This window comes from Desulfotomaculum sp. 1211_IL3151 (assembly GCF_036763075.1).
In the GTDB taxonomy this organism is placed as follows: Bacteria; Bacillota; Desulfotomaculia; order Desulfotomaculales; family Desulfotomaculaceae; genus Desulfotomaculum.
The window spans coordinates 115,055-132,011 of the sequence record NZ_JBAIYV010000062.1 but is presented as its reverse complement, the minus strand read 5'-3'; the positions used below and the strand labels follow the sequence as shown (position 1 = coordinate 132,011).

Genomic DNA, 16,957 nt, shown 5'->3' with positions numbered 1-16,957 from the left:
GGAGGTGCATAAATTGAAGAACATCGTTAATTTGAGACAAGAAATCGCTAGAATGAGGTTAGCAGATCTAACGAAGCAATATGGAAGTGATTCCCGGGAGGTGATAAATTATAAGCGTCGTATGGGGGATTTGATTAATGAGGTACCCCGGAGCAGAAAAAAGCACATTAATTATGGCTATTAAATTCATATATTCCGTATTTTTTGACCACTCTCTAGACATTTCTAATGATAGAGGGTGTTTTTTTATGCTTCCTAATGGTTAATACTGGTGAAATGACCTTGAATTTATTATACTAACAGAAAGTATCAAATTTTAAGGATGATCGTATAAGACTCTCATGTCCTTTAGGGTATGGCGCACCCTTAAGGGCATAAACAAGCCAAGCTTTTCTAAATTATATTTGCATTAAGATAATTTTCAGGAGGACAATATGATAAGAATTTTTCCAACTGAAGTCATTGAAAAAATATTAGAAGAAATCCGTGTTGGCCTAACACTGGTGGATACGGAAGGAAAGGTTGTTTGGAGTAACAAGTTGGCGGAGGAATTGTTAGGCTGGGATAAAAAAGGTGCTTCCGTTTTGAATTGTCATGCGCCTAATTTACGCGACAAGGTTATACATAAGATCAATCATTGTAAAGAGGGTAAAGAATGGCACAGAACCATTAAAATCAGGGGTAGATTTATTGAAAACACCTATAGCCCAATCCAAATACCCGATTTTATTACAGGCGTAATGATTATAACGAGGAATGTTACAGAAAGAGAAAAGATGCTGAAAGTAATTAGGAAAGCAGCGATTACGGATAACCTAACAGGACTTTATAATAGGAAGTATGTCGAACAGGTGTGGAGTGACCTGGTCCTTGGGAACAAACCCTTTGGAGTCATTATGCTGGATGTGAACGCCCTTAAATATATAAATGATAACCATGGCCATGAAGCGGGGGATAGGCTGCTAATTAATGCAGCAAACATCATTTGCAAAAGTGTTAGGCGGACGGATTACGTTTTTAGATTTGGCGGAGACGAGTTTTTAGTTTTGTTACCCGAAGCAGATGAAGAGACCCTAGCGGCAATTAAACAAAGGATTAAGTCCCAAAACCAGGTTCCGACCCAAGAACAACCGATTAGTGTTAACCTGAGCATTGGTATATGTTTGTCCAAGGAAGTAAATAATGCAGGTGAAATCATACCGCGGGCTGATCAAAGAATGTATCTGGATAAGCGGCAATTCTATGAAAATGAAGGGAGACACTTGGCGGTAAGAAATGGAAACAACAGGTGATGCATTTTCTTTTCCTACGGGGTAAAGCAGTGCCGAAGGAATTCCTACTGGTACTGCTTTTTTCTGTGCTTACTTTTATTTAAGTAAATCACAGGGATGTTCTGTTAATAATTCAAGAATCACATTGACATATTTGCTATCTAAATGATTGTTTTTAGTCATACTATTCATGGTATTGACAAGTTCCCTTAGCTCCATGCACTTTCGATATGGCCGGTTCACAGCCAGGGAAGCGTAGACATCGGCTACGGCAATAAGCTTGGCTTCCGGGGGCAGTGAGTCACCTTTAGTTCCTAGATGGTAGCCGCTGCCATCTAATCTTTCGTGGTGTGCCGATGCCCAAAGGCTAATTAACTCCAATTCGGGAATCCGGTCTAAGATGAGGGCAGAGTAATAAGGGTGATTTTTAATGATGGCAAATTCCTGATGGGTTAAAGGTCCCGACTTTTCAAGAATAGAATTAGGAACCGTTATTTTACCCAGGTCATGCAGTAAACTGGCTATCAGGATATTTCTTTTGGTTTGGGCATCAAACCCCAAATGGTCTGCTATCCTTTGGGAAACCTTCGCCACATCCCAGCTATGGTTCGCCGTATAGGGAGTTTTTTGGTCTATAAACAGGGCAAAGGCTTTGCCTAGAATCTCTAGCATAATGCTATCTACCGGTATGCTATGCCTAGGTCGATACTTCTCTAGCTCTTTATCTCTGTTAAGGTTAAAGAGTCCTGAGGTGAACCTCCGATCCTTTAATAAAGCCTTCACTAATTTAACAAGTTCGGGATCATGGGGGATTCCGGCTGGATGTTTCAGATAGTCTTGAATACGTTCCCGCCAGTTCCAGAAATCCTGCTTATTTTCCCCGACCTTATCGATAGCCACAGCCAAGGCTAGTATGCGTGAGTTTAGGGGAATTTCCTGGGCACACCATCCCTGAGGACCGCTGCAGTCCCATAACTCTCTACTGGTGTGAATAACGTTATCTGTTTCTAGAAGAACGGGTATTAAATGCTCCATTCCATATTGCCGCACGGTATCACAAAGGGGGCAAAAACCTTCCTGGGAGGTAATGGTTATGTCATGGAGTAGGCCTGCAAAGTATAAAATGTCCATTTGGTGAGCAGGCAATCCCACAGCCTTACCAATGCTTAGGGTCAGGTAAGCCACGTCTTTGGAATGCTGCAAGGGCCTTCCCTCAGCTAGGTCCACTGCCAAAGAAAGTCCTTCAATTAAGTTAGCTAGCTCAATCCTATTCGGTAGCAAGAAGATATCCCCCTCATATGTTATATACTAATCTTACCTTAGGGGTAGGTTTATTGGAACAATTTTTCTGTGAATCCATTAAAAGTAATTATTAAGCAAAGGGGGCTGGCCGAAAAGTCGCATCAAGTGTGCTTTTGGTCAGTCCCTTTGATTTTTTGGGCATTAAAAATGTTATAATAGTAACAAGAATCCAGGCATGAAAGAGGTATTTTATGGCAAAGCAATCTAAAGAGGAACGGGTACACAGAGTTTTTCAAGATATCGCTGGTAAGTATGATGTGATGAATTCTGTGATTAGCTTTAAGCGGCATAAAGCATGGCGTAAAGACACCATGCAGAGAATGAATGTGCAAAGGGGACAGCAAGCCCTGGATGTTTGCTGTGGTACCGCTGATTGGGCTATTTTTTTAGGGGAAGAGGTTGGCGTTGAAGGAAAAGTATGTGGACTGGACTTTAGCGAAAATATGCTTAAAGTAGGGCAGGAAAAGGTGCGTGCCAAGGGTCTAAGCAATGTCCGGTTAGTTCAGGGCAATGCCATGGAATTACCCTTTGCGGATAATAGTTTTGACTTTGTGACCATTGGTTTTGGACTGCGCAATGTTCCCGACTACATGCAGGTGCTAAATGAAATGCGCAGGGTCGCTAAGCCCGGCGGTAAGGTGGTTTGTTTAGAGACATCTCAACCAACTATGCCTGGTTTTAGACAAGTATATTATGCCTATTTCAGTTATGTAATGCCGCTGTTAGGCAAATTATTAGCTAAGAAGTATGGGCATTATTCTTGGCTGCAGGAATCAGCAAAGGATTTTCCAGGTCGCGAAGAACTTGCCAAAATGTTTCGTCAAGCAGGGCTGGTAGATATAAAAGTAAAAGCCTATGATGGTGGTGTGGCGGCTATGCATATGGGGGTCAAGCCACAGAGTGAGTGATGTCGACAAAGCGTTGTAATATTTGATAATATGTAAACGTACATAAAGGAATCAAATGAAAGTTATAGAATTACAACTATATAATTTAAGTGTTTGCACAAGATCGTTTTGGAACAGAACATATCATTTTAGAACAGCAAACGGACGAAAGGATTGTCTAGCCCAGATAAATTGTTTCAAATGAGAACATTTCGTATCGGTACGATTTTTGCAATAGTATTTTGATAATGTCTCCGAGCCGTTGGGTCTAAGGCTTAGACTATGACCTCCCGGTCTAGGGTTTGCCGAGAAATCGGCAGGCCTCCCGTGTGGAAAGGAGTACGGTATACTTGGCTATGCTAAGGCCTGGGTCTGCCTGCTTCTTTGCGGAGATCCTGGTTTTTTATTATGTTCAGGCAGAGGAGGTAACCAATGCATAGGTTCATGGAAACCGTAAATCAGTACCTCAAAGGGGTGGCACTACAACAACTTACGGCGGAACAAAAGGTCAGACTAAAAAACAATTATAATTGCAAGCTTTATTTATTTGAGTATAGCCTTAATGCAAATGGTGATTTAGTGGTATTTACAAGTAAAAGCAACTATACCAATTTGTTATATTATATGGGGTTTGATTCAGCTAATAACGATTCGATTAAGCTTAAAATAGAATTGGCAGATGATGTGATGGTTATTTATAACATTAATCACGAAAGAGTTGCTGGGTTAGCCCAAAAATTAGATTTAGTTTCCTGATAACAAAGGGATTTAAAATTCAAAAGCAGACTCCGAGCTTGGTAGTTCTAAGGCAGATGCTATGATAGCCAGGCCGTTAGGGTTTGAGGGGAAACCTTTAAGCCTCCCGTGTGGAAAGGAGTACACTCGCCTGGGACAAATATGGCACCAGGGTGTTGTTGACCTTTCTACAGCACCCTGGTGCCATATTTGTTTAAAGGGGGATAGTTATGAAAATTGTACCGGTCCAAGAAGCGGTAGGCATGGTTCTTTGCCACGATATCACTCAAATTATTCCAGGCAAATTTAAAGGCAGGGCCTTTAAAAAAGGGCATGTGGTGAAAAAAGAAGATATCCCCAAATTGCTGGATATTGGCAAAGAAAACCTATATGTTTGGGAAATTAACCAGGAACAGCTCCATGAGGATGATGCAGCCCGAAGAATTGCCAGTGCTGCTGTCGGCAGTGGGATTACTTTAACCGAGCCCAAAGAAGGCAAGGTCAATCTGGTGGCCAATCAGATGGGTTTGCTCAAGGTAAATACAGAGGCCCTGTATCAGATTAATGAAATTGAGGAAGTGATGTTTGCTACTTTACACACCAACCAAATAGTGGTTCAGGATAAAGTGGTAGCTGGCACAAGGGTTATTCCGTTGGTGATTAGTAACAGTAAAATTCATAATGTTGAGAAAATATGTCAAAACAATTACCCCTTAGTTGAGATTAAGCCCTTTCGATCCATCAAGGTTGGCATGGTAACCACTGGTAGCGAGGTCTACCACGGACGTATTCAGGATAAGTTTGGTCCGGTGGTGAGCCAAAAAATTGAGGCATTGGGGAGTTATGTTTTCAGACAGATATTTGTGTCTGATAGTATCGATATGATTGTTGAGGCAATCCATCAATTGCTAAGAGAGGGGGCTGAGATGATTACCGTTACCGGGGGCATGTCTGTGGATCCCGACGACGTAACGCCTGCCGGGATCAAGGCTGCCGGTGGACGTATTGTTACCTATGGTGCACCCACACTGCCAGGGGCCATGTTTATGGTGGCTTATATAGGAAAGATTCCTGTATTGGGCCTGCCGGGTTGTGTAATGTACAGCCGCAGCAGCATATTTGACCTGGTGGTGCCGCGCATTTTGGCGGGGGAGGAAATTAGCCGCAAAGATATTATTGCTTTGGGTCATGGTGGTCTCTGTGTTAACTGTAAGGAGTGTAGATATCCTGACTGTGGCTTTGGCAAAGGTGTTTAATTGACAAAAAAGGAGTGTCTCGATTTGATTAAAAAGAAACTTAATATCAACGGCAATTACACAACTGTGCTTGTGGAACCGGAAGCATTATTGGTGGATGTCCTACGTGGCCAGTTGCATTTGACAGGCACTAAGGTTGCTTGTGGTAAAGCCCAATGCGGAGCTTGCTCTGTGATTATGAACGGTAAGGTTACCTTAGCCTGTGTCACCAAGATGAAGCGTATCCCGGATGATTCCATCATTACTACCATTGAGGGTATCGGTACCCCAACGAACCTGCATGCCTTACAACTGGCTTGGGTGAAATATGGTGCAGCCCAGTGCGGCTATTGTTCCCCAGGTTTCATCGTTTCCTCCAAAGCACTGTTAGACGAAAATAGTAATCCCACCAGGGAAGAGGTTCGTGACTGGTTCCAGAAACATAATAACGTCTGTCGCTGCACGGGTTATAAGCCCTTAGTTGACGCGGTTATGGCAGCGGCCCAATTTATGCGTGGTGAAATCACCGTGGATGAGCTGGGCTTTAAGATGCCCGCTGATGGTAAGATCCTGGGCACCGATTATCCTCGCCCATCGGCAGTGGCCAAGGTTACCGGCACGATCGAATATGGTTCTGATTTTGGCTTAGAGATGCCTGCTGGCACCTTGCAGCTTAAACTTGTCCAAGCCCAGGTTTCCCATGCTAAAATTTTATCCATTGACACCTCCGAAGCGGAAAAAATGCCCGGTGTTTATAAAGTGGTTACTCATCAGGATGTCCAGGGGAAAAACCGCGTCAATGGTCTGAATTTTCCCAGCAACAAAGGGGACAGCTATGATCGTCCCATTCTCTGTGATGAAAAGGTCTTCCAGTTTGGTGATGCCCTGGCCATTGTTTGCGCGGACACAGAGGCCAACGCCCAGGCTGCAGTGGAGAAGGTTAAAGTGGAGCTGGAAATACTGCCTGCCTATATGAGTGCTCCCGCTGCCATGGAGCCAGATGCCATTGAAATTCACCCAGGTACCCCCAACGTTTATTATAAACAAAGGGTTGTTAAAGGCGAGGACACAGCACCTCTGATGGAGCAGGCAGATGTGGTGGTTTCCATGGAAGATCTGTTTGTTGGTCGTCAGCCCCACTTGCCCCTGGAGCCAGACGTTGCTGCCGCCTACTATGATGAAAACGGAAATTTACAGATACTGTCTAAGAGTATCGGTTTGGACCTGCATGCAGCGATGATTGCCGAGGGTCTTGGTTTAGAGGCCGGTAAAAACCTATTTCTGTCCCAGTTCCCCGGCGTGGGCGGTACCTTTGGTTACAAGTTCAGTCCCACCATTGAAGCGTTGGTGGGTGTTGCCTGCATGGCCACCGGCAAGCCAGTTTTCTTAAACTTTAATTACTATCAACAAATTACCTACACCGGCAAAAGGTCTCCCTTCTTTATGGACGTGAAGTTCGGTGCTACGAAAGAGGGTAAGGTTATTGCCCTAGAAAGCAACTATGCAGTGGATCACGGTCCCTACTCTGAGTTTGGTGACCTGCTGACCCTGCGTGGGGCCCAGTTCATTGGCGCTGGCTATAATATTCCCAATATCAACGGTACTGGTTACACCGTATGCACCAACCATGGCTGGGGTTCTGCCTTCCGTGGTTATGGTTCACCCCAGAGCTTCTTTGCTTCCGAGACTTTGATGGATATCCTGGCAGAGAAGCTGGGTATGGACCCGCTGGAGCTGCGTTATCTTAATGCTTACCGACCCGGCGACACGAACCCCTCGGGTCATGAACCAGAAGTATACTCTCTGACGGCGTTAATTGAGGCCATCCGGCCCAAGTACCAGGCAGCCAAGGAGAAGGCTAAGGAACTCTCTACGCCGGAGAAGAAACATGGTGTTGGTATATCCGTGGGTGTTTACGGCTGTGGCCTGGACGGTATAGACGGGTCTGAAGTTTGGGTAGAGCTATTAGCCGATGGCAGAGTACAGGTAAGCACGAACTGGCAGGATCATGGCCAGGGTGCTGATATGGGTCTGTTGGCTACCTCTCATGAAGTATTGCGTCAGATGGGCATTAAGCCGGAACAGATTAAGTTAGTTACCAATGATATGAACGTGGCCCCCGCTGGCGGCCCTGCCGGCGGCAGCCGCTCCCAGGTGGTTGTGGGCAATGCCGCTGTAAATGGTTGCCAACAATTGGTCAATGCTCTGAAGAAGGCCGATGGAACCTACATGACCTATGACGAGGCAGTGGCCCATAATATCCCCCTTAAGTATGTTGGACAATGGAGTACAGCAGCTGAAAACTGCACCGCTTGCGATGAAAATGGACAAGGTAAACCCTTTGCTTTCTATATGTATGGCGTTTTCTTAGCTGAAGTGGCGGTGGACACCAAAACAGGTAAGGTTCAAGTAACCAAAATGACCTTGGCTGCTGACGTAGGGGAAATTATCAACAAAACCGTGGTGGATGGTCAGATCTATGGTGGCTTAGCCCAGGGTATTGGCTTAGCCCTAACCGAAAACTTTGAGGATCTCAAGAAGCATACCACCATGCGTGCCTGTGGTATGCCCTATCCAAAGGATGTTCCGGATGATCTGGAAATTATCTATGTTAATTTCCCACGTAAAGCCGGTCCCCATGGTGCCTCCGGTGTTGGGGAACTGCCCCTGACCGCACCCCATGCCGCCATTGGAAATGCTATTTACAATGCCTGTGGGGTTCGTATTACCCAACTTCCGGCATTGCCAGAGAAAGTTCTGGCCGGACTGCAGGGTAAAGAAATTCCCATTGTCAAGCGTCCCATTAAAAACCCTGCTTACTAGATCACAGGTGACTCTGGTTTGAAGAATTGATTATTCCCTAAAACGAACTAAAGCCGATACTTTTTAGTTCGTTTTAGGGTTCTTTTCTAAATAAGGGAATGGTGGGATAAAATGGATCATAAGAGAATTGTTGAACTTGAAGGGAAATGCACGAGGGATCAACCTGCGGCTTGCAGCGCAGCCTGTCCGGTTCATGTGGATGTTAGGGCTATGCTGGCGGCCATAAAGGCTGGGCGTTTTACTGAGGCATTTAACATTTATAGCAAATCGGTTCCCTTTCCAAGGATTATTGGCAGTATTTGCGATCATCCCTGCCAGAAAGCTTGCAAAAGGGGGGAGGCGGGGGATGCCCTTGCCATAGCCAGGTTGGAAAGGGCTTGTGTCCAGGTGGTTCCGGCAACGGAGGCTAAGGTGACTGCCCCGTCACGTAAAGAACAGAGGGTGGCAGTGGTGGGAGCAGGGCTCAGCGGCTTAACCGCTGCCCATGACTTGGCCAAAAAGGGATATCCGGTTACCTTGTTTGAAACCGGCAGTAGCTTGGGAGGCAGGCTGAAGGAGTTTCGCGCAGAGGAATTACCACCGCAGATGGTTAGCGATGATTTGGCTGTTTTGGCTAAATTAGGGGTCGTCCTGCAACTGCATACCACCGTAGGTCGGGATATCTCTTTTGCCGCCCTTTGTCAGGATTATGATGCAGTATATCTGGGAACAGGAACGGTGACACCTGAGTTTAAGCTGCCCTTGGATCAGCAGGGTCAGTTGATGATTGATCCCATTACCTTTGCCACGGCACAGGAAGGTGTTTTTGCGGGCGGCACCTTAGGCAGGGGCGGAAGCTATTCGCCCATTGGCTCAGTGGCCGACGGCAGGAGAGCAGCCATATCCATTGACCGTTTTCTGCAAGGGGTTTCCCTGACGGCTGTCCGTGCCAACGAGGGGCCCTTTGAGACGAGACTTTTTACCAGCACCCAAGGGGTAACGTCGCTGCCAGCGGTACCTTTGGGGCATAACAGCGACTTCTATAATGAAGAGGAAGCTAGCCAGGAGGCCAGCCGATGTCTGCAGTGTGAATGCCTGGAATGTATCAAATCCTGCGAATATTTGGCTCATTTTAAGGGTTATCCTAAGCAGTATATCCGCCAAATTAACCACAACTTAAAAATGGTTATGGGCAGGCGGGAAGCCAACACCCTGATCAATTCCTGCAGCCTATGCGGCCTTTGTGAAGCGGTCTGTCCGGAGGGGCTTAATTTGGGCGAGTTTTGCCAAGAGGCCCGGGGTGAGATGGTTAAAAAAGGGAAAATGCCCCCGTCGGCCCACGATTTTCCCCTCCGGGATATGGCGTTTAGCAACGGCGAGCAATGTGTTTTGACCCGCCACCAACCGGGCTATCAAACAAGCAGTTATCTATTTTTTCCCGGCTGTCAGCTAAGTGCCTGTGCCCCTGGTCACGTGGAAAAGGTCTATGATTATTTGATGAAACAGCTTAACGGTGGTGTTGGCTTGATGTTACGCTGCTGTGGTGCACCGGCGGAGTGGTCAGGACGTCAGGAATTATTTGAGGCAGAACTTAAGAAAATGAAGGATCAGTGGGAGGAACTGGGTAAACCAAAGGTAATTCTCGCTTGTTCCACCTGCCACCAGATGTTTAAAAAGTATCTGCCCGAGATGGAGCTTATTTCCCTGTGGCAGTTATACCACCAATATGGTTTGCCCCAGGTTAGTCAGGCCCAAAGACCAGCCTTAGTGGCTGTGCATGATGCTTGCACCTCCCGACGGGAAGGGCAGATGCATGGGCAGGTCAGGGAAATCATTTTGAAGTTGGGTTGCCAAATTGAAGAACTGCCCACCAGTCGGGATAAAACGGAATGCTGTGGTTATGGCGGTCTAATGCAATTTGCCAACCGTGATCTGGCAGATGCAGTGATCAAGAGACGCATTGATGAGAGTGAGGCAGATTATCTTGTTTACTGTGCCATTTGTCGGGATAATTTTGCTGCCAAAGGTAAAAAAACCTATCATCTTTTAGATTTGATTTATGGTGAGGGAGATCCACTGGCTCCTGCCAAACGTGGCCCAGGCTATTCCCAGCGGCGGGAAAACAGAGTTAGGTTGAAAAACAAACTAATAAAAAACCGATGGGGAGACAAGATGACCGAAGAAAGAGATTCCTATGAAAAAATAAAATTAATAATTCCCGAGGACATTCAGGAACTTATGGAGAATCGTTTGATCCTGGTAGAGGATGTCCAAAGGGTCATTGATTATGCCGAAAGAACAGGGAATAAAATGTTAGATGGCCATACCGGACATTATCTGGCACGGTTTAGGCCGGTTAGTGTAACCTACTGGGTAGAGTACCTGCCCCAAGGGGATGGCTTTATGATTTATAACACCTACTCCCATCGGATGGAGATTATTGAGGAAGTGAAGGAATGAGCCAGCAGATCCAATGTCTAAAATGCAATGTGGAGATGAAACTGGGTCCGGTGGAGGCCACTTATCTAAATAGCAAATTTCCCGTCCAGTTGCTTAAGTGCCCCAAATGTGGCCTGGTTTATATACCGGAAGAGTTAGCCAGGGGCAAAATGCTAGAGGTAGAAAAGGCGTTGGAGGACAAATAAGGTTTCAGCAGCCGGAGGAAGATCGTGTCAAGTAAAAAAGTATGCAGTATCTATGAAGGAACTGCCCTAAGGCAGGTCACGGGTCCCAGCATTAGGCCCGGTGGCTTTAGGCTAACGGATCGGGCCATTGCGTTTTGCAACTTAGCACCGGGAGCTAAAATCCTGGACGTTGGCTGTGGCACAGGTGCGACAGTTGAATATTTGATAGAAAAATACCATTTTAATGCCTTGGGCATTGATCCCTCAGAGGTTCTTCTGCAAAATGGTCGCCAAAGGAGACCGGATTTACCCTTATTGCAGGGCGTGGGTGAATGCCTGCCCTTTTCGGATGGCGAGATGGAGGGTGTTTTTGCCGAGTGTACCCTGTCGCTCATGGACAATTTGGATCGGGCCTTGGGGGAGTGCCAACGGGTTTTAAAGGTCGGCGGTTACCTCATGGCAGCGGATATTTACGCTAAAAATCCTGCTGCCACAGCAGAATTGCGAACGCTGCCTTTGGCCAGTTGTCTAACCGGTGCCATGGGACAAACGGAGTTGGCAGCAAAGCTTGGGGCGGCCGGTTTCCAGATTATCCTTTGGCAAGACCATTCTGAGCTTTTGAAAGAACTGATGATCCAGTTAATCATGACCCACGGGTCAATGAATCAATTTTGGCAACAGTATGGTCCAGTGACCGGTGGTGGTGCCTGCGTCCAGTCAGCCATTAAAAAAGCTAAACCGGGTTACTATTTACTGGTTGCCCAGAAGGTAGATCACCTTTGTGATTGAACGGGGAGGGGTTAGCACCATGTCAGAAGCGATGTTTCGCATGTTTGAACTGGCCCAACAGGGTTTTTCCTGCAGCCAGATTTTATTGCAGTTGGGGCTGGAGGCCCAAGGCAAAAGTGACCCGGATCTTATCAGGGCCATGGCGGGTTTAGCAGGTGGTTTGGGATTTTCCGGTGAGACCTGTGGGGCCTTAACCGGAGGAGCCTGCTTACTAGGTCTTTATGCTGGTAAAGGCACGGCTGAAGAACAGCCCCATGAGAGGTTTGATTTAATGGTTTCTGAACTGGTTGATTGGTTTAAGGATAAGCATACGTCCGAGTATGGGGGCTATAACTGCAGTGATATTTTAGGTGATGAATTGCAATACAAGCTGGTGTCTATGAAATGCGGCAATATTGTCAGCGAAGTCTATGAAAAGGTCAAGGAACTTCTTTTAGCCCATGGTATTGAGCCCACCGAGGTAAGGTCATGAGTGAACGGGACCTGATTTTAAGCAGCACGGAAAGTGTTTGCCCCCATTGTTTAAGGAGATTGCCGGCCCATAGGCTGAGGCAGGGTGATCAGGTTTATCTTGTCAAGGACTGCCCGGAGCATGGCCCGGTTAAAACACTGCTTTGGCAAGGTGACCCTGCCTATCAAAGCTGGGCCAGGCCCAAAATACCCTCCCAGCCCAAAGTCTGCTTCACCGAAGTAAGCAAGGGCTGCCCCTTTGACTGTGGCCTTTGCCCTGACCACAGGCAGCACAGTTGCACGGTATTGTTGGAGATCACCCAAAGATGTAACTTGGGCTGCAACTACTGCTTTGCCGATGCCGGTACAAGCCCCGCAGCAGACCCTGATCGAGCCACAATTAAAGATTGGTTTGACCAGATCCTCTTAGCTGGAGGCCCTTATAATATACAACTATCTGGCGGCGAGCCGACCCTAAGGGACGATTTGCCGGAAATAATCAGCCTGGGCAAGTCCCTGGGGTTTAACTTTATTCAGCTAAATACCAATGGCCTGCGTCTGGCGGAGGATCTTTCCTTTGTCAAGAGGTGCCAGCAGGCGGGCCTGGCATCGGTTTTTCTGCAGTTTGACGGCACCACAGATGACATTTATCAGACCCTGCGGGGCAGAGACCTATTTAAGCAAAAACTGGCAGCCATTGAACACTGCCGCCAATGCAACCTGGGTGTTGTGTTGGTACCCACCCTGGTGCCGGGGGTAAATAGCCAGCAGATTGGAGCCATCATTGACTTGGCCCTTAGTTATTTACCCACCGTCAGGGGAGTTCATTTTCAGCCTGTAAGTTATTTTGGACGTTACCCCGAACCTCCGGCGGATTGTGACCGCATCACGATTCCCGCGATCATTCGGCAAATAGAGCAGCAAAGCGGGGGTAGGATTAAAACAGAAAGTTTTAAACCACCCGGCTGTGAAAATGCCCTTTGTTCCTTTCATGGCAATTTTTTACTGATGCCCGATGGAGAACTGAGGTCCTGGACGAAGCATGAAGGGTGCTGCGGGACCGCCGAAAGGGCCGAGGAGGGTGCGGCCAAAGCCAGGAGCTTTGTGGCTAAGTACTGGACGGCACCCCAAGTCAAAACCGTTTCCCTAAATACCAGTGCTGGGAACTTTGCCCTTTGGGATGCCTTTATTGAAAGAGCCAAGACCCATACCTTCAGTATCTCCGGGATGGCCTTTCAAGACGCTTGGAATTTGGATTTAGAAAGATTGAGGGATTGTTGCATTCATGTGATGTCCCCTGAAAATAAATTGATTCCCTTCTGTGCTTATAACCTAACAGACAGCCAGGGTCAGGCCTTGTACCGACAGGTGACACAAAGATGCAAATAACCCCGCTGCATCATTGGATTGCAACGAAGCTAGGCGTTAAGGGAAGTGCTTTAACCAGAGAGCTTATCCAAAATTATCAACTGCATAAACTTAAGCAGACCCTTGCTGTAGCCGTTCAGCATAGCCCCTTTTATCGTAAAAAACTGACCGGTTGGCCCAAGCTAACCAGTCTGGCAGATGTAAAACACCTGCCCTTTACCACGGCTGAGGACATTCGGGGCAACCCATTGCATTTCCTGTGTGTTTCCCAGGATCAAATAAACAGAGTAGTCACCTTACGGAGCTCGGGAACCACCGGGGCACCCAAAAGAGTATTCTTCACCAAGGCGGATCAGGAATTAACCATTGACTTTTTTCACATTGGCATGTCCACCTTAGTGGGGCCAGGGGATCGGGTGCTGATCCTTTTACCGGGGGAACTTACTGGCAGTGTGGGGGATTTGTTGGCCAGGGCTTTAACCAGACTGGGTGCCCGGGGCATACCCCAGGGTTTGGTTGCTGATCCGGCCCAAACCCTGGCCATCATCCAGGCAGCGGAGGTGAATTCTCTGGTGGGCATACCTAGCCAAGTGCTGGCTCTGGCAAGATACCGGGATGAGCGGGGCAGGAGAGTCCCCCTTGGCTTAAAAAGTGTGCTGTTAAGCACGGATTATGTACCCCAAGCCATTAGACGAGAACTTGAGCAAAATTGGGGTTGCCCAGTATTCAACCATTATGGGATGACTGAAATGGGACTTGGCGGTGGTGTTGAGTGTGCTGCTTTAGCTGGTTATCATCTAAGAGAAGCGGACTTATATTTTGAAATGATTGATCCGATCTCCGGTGAATTAGTGCCGGATGGTAAAATGGGGGAAATTGTGTTTACCACCCTAACCAGACAGGGCATGCCTCTGATCCGTTACCGTACCGGTGATTGGGCGAGGTTTTTGCCGGAACCCTGTCCCTGCGGTACCAGCCTAAGAAGCATGGGCTTGGTGGTAGGACGTGTTAAAGGAGCCTGTGGGTTGGCAGGCGGGGCTTTGACGATGGCGGAACTTGATGAGGTGCTATTCGGGGTGCCGGGACTGCTTAACTATGAAGCCAGCCTGACTTGTTTTGAGGGGACCGATCGGTTAACCATTGGACTAAAAATGGTTGGCGGGGTAGATGACCGTGGGTTGGCAGAGATTAAAAATGCTTTGGCAAAACTGCCTGTTATTGAAAGGTCAATCAGCCAGGGTTGTTTAGAACTGCATTTATCTATCTTGCCTGACCAGATGGTGGTCAGTACCGCCAAACGGTGTCTCAATGACCTGAGGAAATGAGGGGGAACACAGTGAAAAAATTATACCAAGAGATGTTAAAACTTTTGGAGCAGGGAGAAAGCTTTGTCCAGGCCACGATCTTAACTCAATCCGGCTCGGCCCCCCGTACAGCCGGGGCTAAAATGATAATGCGAGCGGATCATTCTTTCCTAGGGACCATCGGGGGAGGCCAGGTGGAGGCCATGGTACAGAAGCTGGCTGTTGAGGTATTTACAAGTAAGCAAGCAGTTATCAGGGAATACAACCTTGCTGGTGGTGCAGCGGGCCAGATGGATATGATCTGTGGCGGAAGATTAGAGGTTCTGGTGGAATATATGGATGCTGCATACGGTCCCTTGCTGCAAATCTATCAAGAGCTTGTAGAAGCCATCGAAAAACGGCAAAGGGCTGTTTTAGTAACCCCCTTGGCCATCGGCCCAGGGGAGCATAATCTCTCCTTTTTGGTTAGGGAGGATCAATCCATTAGGGGAACCTTTAACGGGCCGTCGGCATGGTTAGGTCACTTTGTCAACCTAACCGCTGCCAGATATCCACAGGTGATCAGCCTGGAAGGTCAGGGCTTCCTGGTGGAGCCCATTAGTACCTATGGCACGGTTTATATTTTTGGTGCAGGGCACGTTTCACAGAAACTTGCGGCCCTAACGTCCCTGGTGGACTTCAGAACCATCGTACTGGATGATCGGTCCGAGTTTGCTAACCGGCAGCGTTTTACCACCGCCGATGAGGTTGTGGTTTTGGCTGGCTTTGAACAGTGCCTGAAAGATTTGACCATTGATCAGGATAGCTACTTGGTCATTGTAACCAGGGGACATGCCTTTGACAAAACTGTGCTGGCCCAAGCTTTAGGCACCAAGGCTCGGTATATCGGTATGATTGGCAGTAAGAGCAAGCGGAATGCCACTTACCGTGCCCTGCGGGAGGAAGGCTTCACCGAGGAGGATATCAAAAGGGTTTATTCCCCCATCGGATTAGAGATCAAGGCAGAGACACCGGAGGAGATTGCTGTCAGCATCGTCGCAGAATTAATTCAGGTTCGGGCGGCACAAGGCTAATGGAAGAGGTAAGAAATATTGCGGCAATTATTTTGGCGGCAGGTTTTTCCTCCCGGATGGGTTCCTTTAAGCCTTTATTACCTTTGGCAGAGACCACCGTCATTGAGAAATCCGTGTCTACTTTCAAGGAAGCTGGGATTCTGGATATCCATGTGGTGGTAGGTCACAGGGCCCAGGAACTGATACAGGTGCTGCAGTCCCTAGGGGTTAATATTGTCCTCAATGATGCCTATGCCACGGGGATGTTTTCCTCAGTCCAGGCAGGGGTGAGCAGACTTAAACCTTTTACCCAAGCCTTCTTTTTATTGCCAGGGGATATTCCTTTGGTTCAAGCAACCACCGTGGCCAAACTGGTGGCTGCCTATCAGGCCCAGTCAGCAGGTATTGTTTATCCCTGTTTAAAGGGTGAACGAGGTCACCCGCCCCTTATTTCTGCCAGCTATCAAGATAATATTCTAGCTTGGTCAGGGGAGGGGGGGCTAAGGGCTTTGTTGGCAGAGTTTGAGTCTGTTGCTAAGGACGTTGCGGTCAGCGACCAGGGGGTGCTGTTGGATATGGATACCCCAGACGATTATCAGAGGATCTGTAAAATGATGGCCAGTGACCTTCCCTCAAAGGATGAATGTTTCGTAATTCTTAATAACGCCGGGGTAGCCCCCCAAGTGATACGGCACTGCCTGGCAGTGGCGCAGGTGGCTGAAAAAATAGCCCGGACATTAAATGCCGCAGACTATCAGCTTGACCTTGATTTAATTGTGGCTGCGGCCCTATTGCACGACATTGCCAGGGGCCAAAAGGGTCATGCCCAGGCAGGCTCCCAGCTGTTGCAACAACTGGGTTACCCCAGGGTGGCAGAAATCGTGCTGCAGCATATGGAACTCAGTTTAGATGAGGACAACATCAACGAAACCTCCGTTGTTTATCTGGCTGACAAGTTAGTGCAAGAGGATCGACCTGTTTCCCTAGCCCAAAGATTTCGAGATAGTCTGCAAAAGTATGGTTCGGAGGACGCTGCCTTAAATACAGTAATCCGGAGATTGCAGCAGGCCCAAAGGATTGAGCAGGAGATAGAGAAGGTGTTGACCGTTCCATTGGCAAACATCATATGAAATTTAAG

General features: G+C 47.6%; 15 protein-coding genes and 2 riboswitches. Of the genes, 14 read left to right on the top strand and 1 reads right to left on the bottom strand.

Features of this window, described 5'->3' with window-relative positions; genetic code table 11:
• The first annotated feature begins 13 nt into the window (after positions 1–13).
• Both V6C11_RS17615 and V6C11_RS17610 read left to right on the top strand, forming a co-directional pair.
• Positions 14–184: a hypothetical protein gene (locus V6C11_RS17615; RefSeq protein ID WP_333532508.1), complete on the top strand. Its 171-nt coding sequence runs from the start codon at positions 14–16 to the stop codon at positions 182–184.
• A gap of 250 nt (positions 185–434) precedes the next feature.
• On the top strand, positions 435–1,292 hold the full coding sequence (locus V6C11_RS17610) for a diguanylate cyclase domain-containing protein (protein ID WP_333532507.1): 858 nt from the start codon (positions 435–437) through the stop codon (positions 1,290–1,292).
• 75 nt (positions 1,293–1,367) lie between these two features.
• Here the strand turns inward: V6C11_RS17610 and V6C11_RS17605 are convergent, their stop codons facing one another.
• Positions 1,368–2,552 (bottom strand): HD domain-containing phosphohydrolase, encoded by a 1,185-nt coding sequence (locus V6C11_RS17605; protein ID WP_333532506.1) that lies wholly within the window; start codon positions 2,550–2,552, stop codon positions 1,368–1,370.
• A gap of 212 nt (positions 2,553–2,764) precedes the next feature.
• Here V6C11_RS17605 and menG point away from each other — a divergent pair, with 212 nt between their 5' ends.
• From menG to V6C11_RS17545, 12 genes are all read left to right on the top strand, one after another.
• The gene (gene menG, locus V6C11_RS17600; RefSeq protein ID WP_333532505.1) at positions 2,765–3,481 is read left to right on the top strand and encodes a demethylmenaquinone methyltransferase; all 717 of its coding nucleotides are present in this window, start codon (positions 2,765–2,767) and stop codon (positions 3,479–3,481) included.
• Between the two features lie 219 nt (positions 3,482–3,700).
• Positions 3,701–3,815: riboswitch (molybdenum cofactor riboswitch) on the top strand.
• 77 nt (positions 3,816–3,892) lie between these two features.
• Positions 3,893–4,216: a DUF3909 family protein gene (locus tag V6C11_RS17595; RefSeq protein ID WP_333532504.1), complete on the top strand. Its 324-nt coding sequence runs from the start codon at positions 3,893–3,895 to the stop codon at positions 4,214–4,216.
• 18 nt (positions 4,217–4,234) lie between these two features.
• Positions 4,235–4,355, top strand: a riboswitch (molybdenum cofactor riboswitch).
• 70 nt (positions 4,356–4,425) lie between these two features.
• Positions 4,426–5,451, top strand: a complete 1,026-nt coding sequence (locus V6C11_RS17590; protein WP_333532503.1) for a molybdopterin-binding protein — start codon at positions 4,426–4,428, stop codon at positions 5,449–5,451.
• Positions 5,452–5,475: 24 nt separating this feature from the next.
• Positions 5,476–8,253, top strand: a complete 2,778-nt coding sequence (locus V6C11_RS17585) for a molybdopterin-dependent aldehyde oxidoreductase (protein ID WP_333532502.1) — start codon at positions 5,476–5,478, stop codon at positions 8,251–8,253.
• Positions 8,254–8,364: 111 nt separating this feature from the next.
• A complete protein-coding gene (locus V6C11_RS17580) occupies positions 8,365–10,692 on the top strand; it encodes a pyridine nucleotide-disulfide oxidoreductase/dicluster-binding protein (RefSeq protein ID WP_333532501.1) in 2,328 nt (775 codons plus the stop codon).
• On the top strand, positions 10,689–10,877 hold the full coding sequence (locus tag V6C11_RS17575) for a DVU_1557 family redox protein (RefSeq protein ID WP_333532499.1): 189 nt from the start codon (positions 10,689–10,691) through the stop codon (positions 10,875–10,877). The genes V6C11_RS17580 and V6C11_RS17575 overlap by 4 nt, the downstream gene beginning before the upstream one ends.
• Positions 10,878–10,901: 24 nt before the next feature.
• Positions 10,902–11,645: a DVU_1556 family methyltransferase gene (trsM, locus tag V6C11_RS17570; protein ID WP_333532498.1), complete on the top strand. Its 744-nt coding sequence runs from the start codon at positions 10,902–10,904 to the stop codon at positions 11,643–11,645.
• Between the two features lie 19 nt (positions 11,646–11,664).
• Positions 11,665–12,117 carry a DVU_1555 family C-GCAxxG-C-C protein gene (locus V6C11_RS17565; protein ID WP_333532497.1) on the top strand — a complete coding sequence of 151 codons (453 nt, stop codon included), beginning with the start codon at positions 11,665–11,667 and terminating at the stop codon, positions 12,115–12,117.
• Positions 12,114–13,484, top strand: a complete 1,371-nt coding sequence (gene trsS / locus V6C11_RS17560) for a radical SAM (seleno)protein TrsS (RefSeq protein WP_333532496.1) — start codon at positions 12,114–12,116, stop codon at positions 13,482–13,484. Before V6C11_RS17565 ends, trsS begins: the two co-directional genes overlap by 4 nt.
• Entirely contained in the window at positions 13,475–14,788 is a 1,314-nt protein-coding gene (locus tag V6C11_RS17555; RefSeq protein ID WP_333532495.1) for a DVU_1553 family AMP-dependent CoA ligase, read from the top strand. The genes trsS and V6C11_RS17555 overlap by 10 nt, the downstream gene beginning before the upstream one ends.
• An 11-nt stretch (positions 14,789–14,799) precedes the next feature.
• Positions 14,800–15,840: an XdhC family aldehyde oxidoreductase maturation factor gene (locus V6C11_RS17550; RefSeq protein ID WP_333532494.1), complete on the top strand. Its 1,041-nt coding sequence runs from the start codon at positions 14,800–14,802 to the stop codon at positions 15,838–15,840.
• Entirely contained in the window at positions 15,840–16,949 is a 1,110-nt protein-coding gene (locus tag V6C11_RS17545; RefSeq protein WP_333532493.1) for a DVU_1551 family NTP transferase, read from the top strand. Before V6C11_RS17550 ends, V6C11_RS17545 begins: the two co-directional genes overlap by 1 nt.
• Positions 16,950–16,957 lie beyond the last annotated feature (8 nt).

Excerpts from the sequence above, each read along its gene's own strand:
- V6C11_RS17595 (WP_333532504.1), top strand. The coding sequence starts at position 3,893 with ATGCATAGGTTCATGGAAACCGTAAATCAGTACCTCAAAGGGGTGGCA.
- V6C11_RS17545 (WP_333532493.1), top strand. The coding sequence starts at position 15,840 with ATGGAAGAGGTAAGAAATATTGCGGCAATTATTTTGGCGGCAGGTTTT.
- V6C11_RS17565 (WP_333532497.1), top strand. The coding sequence starts at position 11,665 with ATGTCAGAAGCGATGTTTCGCATGTTTGAACTGGCCCAACAGGGTTTT.
- V6C11_RS17555 (WP_333532495.1), top strand. The coding sequence starts at position 13,475 with ATGCAAATAACCCCGCTGCATCATTGGATTGCAACGAAGCTAGGCGTT.
- V6C11_RS17610 (WP_333532507.1), top strand. The coding sequence starts at position 435 with ATGATAAGAATTTTTCCAACTGAAGTCATTGAAAAAATATTAGAAGAA.
- trsS (WP_333532496.1), top strand. The coding sequence starts at position 12,114 with ATGAGTGAACGGGACCTGATTTTAAGCAGCACGGAAAGTGTTTGCCCC.
- menG (WP_333532505.1), top strand. The coding sequence starts at position 2,765 with ATGGCAAAGCAATCTAAAGAGGAACGGGTACACAGAGTTTTTCAAGAT.
- V6C11_RS17590 (WP_333532503.1), top strand. The coding sequence starts at position 4,426 with ATGAAAATTGTACCGGTCCAAGAAGCGGTAGGCATGGTTCTTTGCCAC.
- V6C11_RS17575 (WP_333532499.1), top strand. The coding sequence starts at position 10,689 with ATGAGCCAGCAGATCCAATGTCTAAAATGCAATGTGGAGATGAAACTG.
- V6C11_RS17580 (WP_333532501.1), top strand. The coding sequence starts at position 8,365 with ATGGATCATAAGAGAATTGTTGAACTTGAAGGGAAATGCACGAGGGAT.